The 8881-nt window shown below is 37.2% G+C and carries 6 protein-coding genes; all 6 read right to left on the minus strand.

Annotated elements, in window-relative coordinates:
• Positions 1-672 (minus strand): family 16 glycosylhydrolase (locus tag ABY905_RS10450; protein WP_372643392.1); only part of this gene is annotated, 672 nt, incomplete at its 3' end.
• 38 nt (positions 673-710) lie between these two features.
• Positions 711-2060, minus strand: a complete 1350-nt coding sequence (locus ABY905_RS10455) for a family 16 glycosylhydrolase (protein WP_372643394.1) — start codon at positions 2058-2060, stop codon at positions 711-713.
• Positions 2061-2296: 236 nt separating this feature from the next.
• Positions 2297-3700, minus strand: a complete 1404-nt coding sequence (locus ABY905_RS10460; protein WP_372643396.1) for a PKD domain-containing protein — start codon at positions 3698-3700, stop codon at positions 2297-2299.
• A 74-nt stretch (positions 3701-3774) separates the two neighbouring features.
• Positions 3775-5340 (minus strand): RagB/SusD family nutrient uptake outer membrane protein, encoded by a 1566-nt coding sequence (locus tag ABY905_RS10465; protein ID WP_372643399.1) that lies wholly within the window; start codon positions 5338-5340, stop codon positions 3775-3777.
• A 28-nt stretch (positions 5341-5368) separates the two neighbouring features.
• Positions 5369-8410, minus strand: coding sequence for a SusC/RagA family TonB-linked outer membrane protein (locus tag ABY905_RS10470; protein WP_372643402.1), 3042 nt, complete (start codon positions 8408-8410; stop codon positions 5369-5371).
• Between the two features lie 299 nt (positions 8411-8709).
• Positions 8710-8865, minus strand: a complete 156-nt coding sequence (locus ABY905_RS10475; protein ID WP_372643405.1) for a helix-turn-helix transcriptional regulator — start codon at positions 8863-8865, stop codon at positions 8710-8712.
• Positions 8866-8881 lie beyond the last annotated feature (16 nt).

The following is an 8881-nucleotide window of genomic DNA, read 5'->3' on the forward strand; positions in this document are numbered from 1 at the left end:
CTCAAAATAAAGTTTGTCATCTACATAGGCTTTCATCAATTCTGGTGTCCATTCCAAAATATAGGAATGAAAATTTTCAGCAACATCAGCTATATGTATGGTATCAGTTTGCTGCGTATTAGTTTGCCATTGATAATCTTTGGAATGGGCTGAAGCATGAATGGTTCCTAAATTATGTCCCACGTGTTCCATGATGTCGATTTCACCAATATTTGGCCAATTCCCATCCTTATAGGTCCAGCCTTCTGGCATCATCCATATGGCAGACCAGGTCCCTCTACCCTTTGGAAGCTTAGCATTCACTTCAATTTTTCCGTGTAGCCAATTTGCTTTTGAATTTAAGCGTGCCGAAGTGTATTCCTTTCCCTTATATTTTTCCTTTAAAGCAATAATGTTTAGAACGCCACCTTCAACCCAGGCATTTTCTTTCTTTGCTTTGGTATAGAATTGAGCTTCATTATTACCCCAGCCATCGTCATTTCCTTCAGTATCGTAAATCCATTTGGTTGAATCAGGTAAACCTGTATAATCAAACTCGTCACTCCAAACCAATTGGTAATTGTCCTTGTGCGAGCTTTCAGTATTTTTTGTTGAGGATTCTGATTTTTTCCCGTTGCAACTTGCAAACAGAAATATCGTTCCCAATAATATGATTATATTTTTTAGTTGCATGTTGTATTCTTTTTAAGACTTAAGCTTAGACTTTAACCCTAGTTAATTGATTGATATACGCGCACGTAATCAACAGCCATACTTTGCGGGAAGATTGTATTATCAACACCTTGAACTCCTCCCCAATTACCACCAACTGCAACATTTAGTATGAAAAATTGAGAAAGGTCGAATGGCCAATTACTAGCCGTTTTTTTAGATGGGGCATATGTATGGGTTACATTTTCAGGTGAGTCGATATAAAAAATCATTTCCTTATTATCCCAAATTAGTCCATAAACATGAAATGCTTCCTCAGCAGTTTCGAGAGTCTTACTGCTTCCATTGCCATTTGCTCCAGAACCAGAAGTTGTATGTACAGTTGCATGCACCACATTAGGATCATAACCGACATACTCCATGATATCGATTTCGCCACATGCAGGCCATCCTTCAGTACTTATATTTCCTCCCAACATCCATATGGCTGGCCATATTCCAGTTCCGGAAGGTAATTTGGCACGAACTTCCATTCGTCCGTATGTAAATTCTTTTTTCCCCTTAGAGATCATGCGAGTAGAGGTGTAAGAACCTGCTACCTTAAATTCATTCTCTTTACGGGCAGTAATAATGAGCTTACCATCTGTAATTTCAGCATTATCACCATTGGTGTAATTTTGTAGTTCATTGTTCCCCCAGCCACCAGATCCGGTTTCGAAAGTCCAATAGTCAGTATTAATTTCAGTTCCATCAAACTCGTCAGACCAAACCAAAGTCATATTGTCCAAATAATCTGGATCATCTTGTGCGATCGTTATCTGTTTTGTCAAAAGTTCTTCAAAACCATCTTTATAAACGTGTAACTCTACATCGTAAATACCTGCTCTAGGTAAATAAATCTCTATCTGATCGATATTATCTCCCGTAAATTCCTTGTCATTGCATTTCCATGAAATAGCATCGTAATCGCCTTGGCTTGTATTATTTAATGTGACAAAATTAGGTTTAGAGTCATCTATTAAATACGTAAAATCAGCAAGAAAAACATCTTGATCAATACTAATTGTTTTGGCCACAATTTTATTATTCGACAACTTATTATCAAGTCCCCAAAGCGTTAACTGAACCTTATAATCTCCTTTTTCAGAATAGAAAACGGTTTGATCATTTGTATTGGCACGTTGCTTTTCAGAAACAACACCATTACCGAAATCCCACTGCATAAATAAATATAATCCTATACTTGTATTTGAAAACACAATTTTATTTGCGTCATTAACATCTTCAGTAAATGTAAAATCAGGCATATAAGTTTCCTCATCATCACTTTTTTGACATGACAATAGAACAGAGGCAAAGACTATAGAAAAAAGTATACTAACGTATGCAAGAAAGCGTAACGTTTTCATAAATATTATCGAATTATAATTCATAGTTAGTATATAAAAAAAAGCAATAAGATTGCACCGAAAGCCATTATCATATTGTGATTTCAGATAAATACTTCAGAAGATAATGTGAGCTTCACAATTACCACTTATTGCTTAAAATACTTGGATGAATATAAGTTGTAAATTATTTTTTTGAAAAGAGGGTATTGGTGTGAATATGCCAGAGCACGATCTGTGCTCTGGCATAATTAGAATTAAGGTAACAACTTGAAATCGTCGATATAGAAAAGACCAGTATTACAATGTCCTTCTGCACCAAGTTGAATGACAATTTGGTCAAAGTCAACACGATCAGTCACATCACTGTAATCAAAAGTCAATTCTACCCATTTACCAAACTGATCTTCAGTTAAAGTATGGCTACGAACCTGTTGAGTTGTCCAAGCATTGCCTCCCAGTGAACTATCTTGTAGCTTCACATCAATCTGAGGCTTAAGATTATGATCTGCAATCCAAGGGGTTCCTGGATCACAAACAGTTACATAGTCGTTAAAACTCGGAACAAAAACCTTCATAGTGAATTGGTTTCTTGTGGATAAATCAATAATATAATCAAGTACAGTCAAAACACTGGACCATTCGCCAGCACCTTTTTGATACTTCACAATCATATCTGATGAGTTCACATCTGATGGCGCAAAGTTATCAATGATATCAAAACCATCAATTGCTGCTGTATCCCATACAATATTACCATTGCCTTCAAAATCGTCAGAGATATCATTGCTTTCAAGCTCCTTAACAACTGGTTCTGGTTCTGGCGTTAATTTATCAACGGGTGCAAATCTTGTAAACCAATAGAAATTAGCATTAGTGTCCCAAAATGCGACTTCTAATAAATCTTCTGTTAGAGTCATGATTTCATATTCATGAGCACCAGCGTAGTAACCTAAGAAACCACCTCCTGTTACAGTCAGCTTTTCACCTGCTATAGTACAAACAAAATCACCACCTGTATGCGGCATGATAAAGTCACCACCATCAGGTTCCTGATGTCCATCTGTAGAGCCTAAGTCTGCAGCCCAACCACCGTTAGCATAAACATCGCCATTAGTTAGTTGAGTTAAGGTTAAACCAGACTCAGTAATTTTAAAGGTAAATCGGTCATCATATAATCCTTTATCTAAACGAGCACCTTTAGCATCAGCATGCCATTCGGTAGGATTAGCTAAGGTAGGTCCTAAGCCAAAAGCACCTTTCGAGTACCCATCAACAGCCCATACTTGTTCTCCAGATCCTACGAGTTGATCGTAAGGATATCCTGAAAGAAAAGATGGATTATCTACAGTTGTAACAATCTCATCCTCAAGAATAGTCACACCACCCTGAGAGATAACTGTAAGCTTAACGGTATAGGTACCAGCAAAGGTATACTGTGCCGTAACCGAGCTTCCTTTTTGAGTCACACCATTACCAAAATCCCAGATAGAACTTACACCAGGTGTATTGTTATAAAGAGTATATTCATTGGTGACATCAGTAGCCGTGTATCCCCAGTCAATCTGATCTGCCATTAGGTTTTCAGGTGTACTGTACTCATCAGGAGAACAAGACACAGCAACAACTAAGAGCAAAATAAAATATAATATTTTTTTCATAATTTAAATTTTAAATAATTACCAAATAAGTCATGTAAATCATAAATCACCTAAGATGATTCGACTACAACTTATTAATAACCATCGTTTTGCTTTAAGGCATTGTTCGACAGTGCAATTTCAGTTGAAGGGATTGGCCAGAATCCTCTTGCTGCTGTATTTACAGCTGAGTCGTAGATTCCACCTAAATTCGTTGCCTGAACGGCACTTTCCAAAACAGGCATACCTCTTCGAAGTAAGTCCCAATATCTGATTCCTTCTAAGGCAAATTCCAACTTTCTTTCTTCGAATATTTGCTCTAAAGTCACTGTACTAACTGATGAATATGACTCACCAAAAGCACGAGCTCTAACCTTATTGTAGTGAACAGCAGCATTGGCAGCAGATCCCAAATGAATTTCTAATTCGGCAGCCATCAATAAAACGTCTGCAAAACGAATTGAGATATAATTCTGAGGAAAGTTCAGTTGTTCTTGTCCAACAACAGGCACTTGACTTTTAAGACCGGCGTACTTTTTATTCAAGTAGCCCGTATATTGATCTGCCTCTTCGAAGTTACCTTCGCCCAATTCAGCAACCATATCTAAAAGTGTAAAATCTCTACGAAGATCACCCTCCTGATAAGAATCATAAAGTTGTTGTGTAGCTGGTGAGAAACCCCAACCTGAATAATATTCAGAATCAGCACTAGTACCTCTTGGCCCAACAAAAACAACCATTTTATTACCAATATCGAAAGGGGCATTATACCATTGCCAGCCTTCGCCTTGATTAGAGAATTGAACCTCGAAAACACCTTCTATTGAATTTTCAACCCATGAATCTGTAAACTCAGAGTGTCCCCACAGATTTCCAAAATCTGGTAAAAGATCTGCTCCACTATTGGTGATAACTTGATTTAAATAAGTCAAAACATCAGAGCCTGTAACATCTCCGGGCATAGTCGAACTTGCATCGCCACTACCATAAACACCATCATAAAAAAGGAACATTCTCGCTAATAGTGCTCTAGGAGCCCATTCTGTAACTCTTCCTTTTTGATCATTGTCGTATGTAACACCCTCTAAATAAGAAATAGAAGTTTCTAAATCACTTACTATCTGAGCATACACATCTGCAACAGGTGCTGCAGCTTGCGAATATTCTGATGATGCAAGGGTTTTGGTAATCAAGGGTACATTTTCGAAAACGCGTACTAAATTAGCGTAATAATAGGCTCTTAAGAAAAGAGCTTCACCCTTAAATTGTGTCTTCTGCTCCTCTGAAATTTCAGAAGCGTCTACTTTTTCTAAAAAGACATTCGCGCCATAAACTCCAGCATAGTGGTCGTTCCACATGGCACTCCACATGCCCTCTGATGCCGTAGTTATACCTCTGTCAGCTTTCTTTCCAGAAACGCCATCAGTAGCAGAACCGCCTCCACCATAAGCATCGTCCGAAACGATATCCATGGTTAATTGCAAGCTCTCGCCCCAGTTTCTTTGAAGTGGCTCGTAAGCCGCTACCAAAGCTCTGTACATATCGTCTTCTGTGCGATAGAAGTTTTCTTCAGTCTGCTCTACCACTAAGTCTTTCTCAAGATAGTCATCACACCCCATGAAAGTAACAGCAAAAAGAAGTATATATATTATCTTTTTCATTGTTTTAGTTTTATCTGTTAAAAATATCTTAGAAAGTGATATTAGCACCTATAGTAAAGACTCTTGCCTGAGGGTAAATTCCCTGATCGATACCTGTATGAAATACATTATCGCTGTTTCCAATCTCAGGTTCGAATCCAGAATACTTAGTGAATGTCAATAAGTTATCTCCAGAAACATAGAATCTGCATCTCTCAATATTAAGTCTGTTCAAAACTGATTTTGGTAAAGAGTAACCTAACTGAATATTCTTAAGTCTTAAGTAGTCAGCATCTTCAACCATAAAATCAGAAAAATTCCCTCTATTATTGTTAATATCATCAAAGGATACCCTTGGGCTCTTGTTAGTTGAACCTTCACCCGTCCATCTATCTAAAACAGATGTTTGGTAATTGGCATTAGGTAAGTCGTAACGACGTGTCGCATCAACAATTTGATTGCCAACAACACCGTACCAGAACATACTCATATCAAAATTCTTGTAAGAAAAATTCAGGTTTAAACCAACAGTAAAATCAGGATGAGGATCACCCAGGTTGATTCTATCAGCATCATCCATAACACCATCTTCATTCTGGTCAACATAAATTAAATCACCAGGAGTGGCGTTAGATTGATGCGATCCGCTATTATCAATTTGTGCTTGATTTTGATAGATGCCATTAGTTTCCCAGCCCCAGAAATAACCAATTGGTTGGCCTACTTTAGCGATGGTTAAGTTCTTCATTCCAGAAGGACCAATATTCACATTACCATAAATGATACCTTCATCGTTGTTGATCTCCAACATTTCGTTTTTGTTAGCCGAAAAGTTAAGTGTTCCTCCGTAAGAAAAATCATCCGTTTTCCCATTGTAACCTAATAAAAGCTCAACACCTTTATTCTGTACAGTTCCTCCATTTACGGTTGGTGCACTGTTACCAATATAACCTGGAATTGGTGCATCAATCAAAAGATCCTTTGTTCTCTTGTCGTAGTAATCAAAGTTCATGTAGAAATTAGAACCCAATCGTAAATCAATACCGATATCTGTTTGTTCTGAAGTTTCCCATTTTAGATCAGGATTTGCAATTTTAGAAGGAGAAGAACCATTCACAACTGTACCAGCATTAAAGTTGTAGTTGTGGTTGTTAGCAATAGAAGACAGGTATCTGAAATTACCGATATTCTCGTTACCATTCTGCCCCCAACTTGCTCTTACTTTAAGAAAAGTGATGGGTCCTAACCTGTCCTTTAAGAAATCTTCCTCAGACATGATCCATCCTGTAGAAACTGAAGGGAAAGTTGCATAAAGATTATTTGGCCCAAATCGAGACGATCCATCACGTCGAACAGTCACCGATGCCATATATCTATCTTTATAGCTATAGTTTACACGTCCAAACAAAGACAATAACGAATTCGACTCAAAGGCACCTCCTGAAGATGTATTTTTTTTATCACCAACATTATCGAGATAAGCATTATCTATACCTTCAATAATCAAATCACTACCACTACCGCTTAAGTTTTCATAATTATTGGTATAAGCTGTTGTTCCTGCTATTACATCAAGCTCATGCTCTCCAAACGTATTGTTATAGTTGATTGTGGTTTCCCAGTTGGTACTGTACCAGTTGTCCATGGTTTTATCCACTCTGGTTTTATCATTCTTGGTAATAGTACTCAATTCGTAAATAGGCTTATAAACATCGTGCCATTGGTAGGCGTAATCGATACCAATTGATGTTTTCACTTTCACGTGTTCTATCACCTTGTATTCTGCATAGAGGTTCGCAACAATTTTATCTGTTTTGTATTCATCATTCAGATAATACATGGCTCCAATCGGATTTACAATCTCTTGCATGTTTCGTATTGGCCACGAAAAGTTTCCATCTGCATCCTTAACAGTTGTGATAGGATCGATATTGATAGCTTGTGCCAATGGCGAGTTATAAACATTATTAGGGTCAACCCCCTGAGACGTACTGTGAGAATAGACAAAGGATGAACCTACTTTTAACTTCTTGTTATAAGAGGTATAATCACCTTTCGCACGGAAGTTAACACGCTCATAGCTAGATTTGTCTTCAGAAACAATTCCATCCTGACTGAAATATGATAATGCAGTTGAATACAAGATCTTTTCATTTCCACCATTAAGAGATAGAGTATGACTTTGAATAGGTGCATTATTTCTGAAGATTTTGTTTTGCCAATCAGTACCAGAACCAATACCAGCAATTTCAGCATCCTGAATCCAGTTTGCGTGAGAACTATTATAACCATCATTCAACAAAGATTCATTGATAATCATAGCATAGTCACTTGCATTTAGAACATCCATATTTCTCGATGCATTCTGAATACCATAATAACCATCGTAAGATAATCTAGCTTCACCTTTGGTCCCTTGCTTAGTTGTAATAATAACGACACCATTAGCACCCCTTGCTCCATAAATAGCAGAGGCAGAAGCATCTTTCAAAACTTCCATACTTCCAATATCTGTTGAAGACAAATAAGAGATATCACCTACAGGGTTGCCATCAATAATATAAAGTGGCTGTGAATTTCCTGTGGTACCAACACCTCTAATGTTAACAGATAGTCCAGCACCTGGCTGACCTGAATCCATTGTTACCTGAACTCCGGCTACTTGCCCTTGCAAAGCTTGTTCTGCTCGCTGAATAGGCATTTTCTGGATATCTTCAGCTTTTAGTGAGGATATAGAACCAGTTACAGAACTCTTTTTCTGTACACCATAACCAATAACTACGACTTCATCCAAGCCCATATTATCTACAGATAGAATGACGTTAATGGTATTCTGGCTGCCTACTGTAATTTCCTGAGAAGCAAAACCAACCATAGAAAACACTATTACAGCGTCATCATCTGCCTGTATAGAATATTTTCCATCGATATCGGTCGATGTGCCAATCGTTGTACCCTTAAGTACAACCGAAGCAAATGGCATAGGTAAGCCATCTTCAGCCGAGGTTACGACCCCATTGACCGTATGTCCTTGCGCAAACGTATTCCAACATAAAAATGTCAGAAACAAAAACAAGACTGTTTTTTTCATGTGCTCTTTGTTTTAGTTTAGATTGAATTAGTGATCGATTCATACGCGTTTAAATCGTTTGCAATAAAGAAACATCTTACTAGAAAGCAAAAGAATCGAGTACATCACGAATACATCATATGCTTAAATGCAATACATCACGAATACATCATTTAACAAACTTTAACACATAACAATCTGACTGTGTGTAAATAATAAAACAAATAAAAATCCTACACTTTCTTTCAATAATACATCAAAAAACAAAAACATGGAGAGATTAACAGATATCTCCATTCTTTTATTTATTCAAAGCCTCTTTATATATTTAATAAGAATTCAATAAGATTGTCATCCCTGTGTAATTCAAATTTCTTTCTTAAACGGTATCTACTGATTTCAACACCTCGAACCGATATATTCATTAGAGGTGCGATCTCTTTGGTTGAAAGGTTCATTCTTAAATAGGCACACATTCTTAAATCTTTTGGA

It is taken from the genome of Ancylomarina sp., assembly GCF_041555295.1.
Lineage (GTDB): Bacteria > Bacteroidota > Bacteroidia > Bacteroidales > Marinifilaceae > Ancylomarina.

Excerpts from the sequence above, each read along its gene's own strand:
- ABY905_RS10455 (WP_372643394.1), bottom strand. The coding sequence starts at position 2,060 with ATGAAAACGTTACGCTTTCTTGCATACGTTAGTATACTTTTTTCTATA.
- ABY905_RS10460 (WP_372643396.1), bottom strand. The coding sequence starts at position 3,700 with ATGAAAAAAATATTATATTTTATTTTGCTCTTAGTTGTTGCTGTGTCT.
- ABY905_RS10465 (WP_372643399.1), bottom strand. The coding sequence starts at position 5,340 with ATGAAAAAGATAATATATATACTTCTTTTTGCTGTTACTTTCATGGGG.
- ABY905_RS10470 (WP_372643402.1), bottom strand. The coding sequence starts at position 8,410 with ATGAAAAAAACAGTCTTGTTTTTGTTTCTGACATTTTTATGTTGGAAT.
- ABY905_RS10475 (WP_372643405.1), bottom strand. The coding sequence starts at position 8,865 with ATGTGTGCCTATTTAAGAATGAACCTTTCAACCAAAGAGATCGCACCT.